1 protein-coding gene is annotated in these 459 nt (G+C 65.8%); it reads right to left on the bottom strand.

Annotated elements, in window-relative coordinates:
• Nucleotides 1-29: 29 nt before the first annotated feature.
• On the bottom strand, nucleotides 30-392 hold the full coding sequence (gene tnpA / locus AACY08_RS29530) for an IS66-like element accessory protein TnpA (protein WP_339472623.1): 363 nt from the start codon (nucleotides 390-392) through the stop codon (nucleotides 30-32).
• Nucleotides 393-459: the final 67 nt, after the last annotated feature.

Raw genomic sequence — 459 nt, 5'->3', positions numbered from 1 at the left:
CTCCTGCGTGCCGGAAGGAATCGGGATCGTCATCGTGAGCCCGTCCGAAGCGCCGCGATCACCGCCGTCACCGTCGCCGCATCCGCTGCACCGCTGATCCGGATCTTCGTCTCAGTCCCGATCTCGACCTCGATCAGCCCCTGCGTCGGAACTGCCGCTGCGTGAGGATCGGCTGCAATCGTCACGGCGGCGAAGCCGGGCGGCGGTGCCTCCTTGCATAGTTGCTGGCGCCACCGGAACACCTGGCTGGAATGCACACCGAACGCCCGCGCCACTCCCAGGATCGTTGCTCCCGGCTGCAGCGCCGCAGCGACAACGCGCTCCTTATCCGCCCGTGACCAATGCCGCCGTCGCTGCTCCGACGTGATCACTTCCACTTCCGTCTTCGTCATAGGACTAGCTCCAGGAGTAGTCCTATGGCTTCTCCAAGCTCCAGCTCCGGCACAAGGCGGCCGTCAC

The organism is Pseudomonas sp. EL_65y_Pfl1_R83 (genome assembly GCF_963970695.1).
GTDB classification, from domain to species: domain Bacteria; phylum Pseudomonadota; class Gammaproteobacteria; order Pseudomonadales; family Pseudomonadaceae; genus Aquipseudomonas; species Aquipseudomonas tritici.
This window is presented reverse-complemented; position numbering and strand designations above follow the sequence as displayed.

What these genes read in the sequence shown, in the direction of transcription:
- tnpA (WP_339472623.1), bottom strand. Translation starts at nt 392, where the DNA reads ATGACGAAGACGGAAGTGGAAGTGATCACGTCGGAGCAGCGACGGCGG.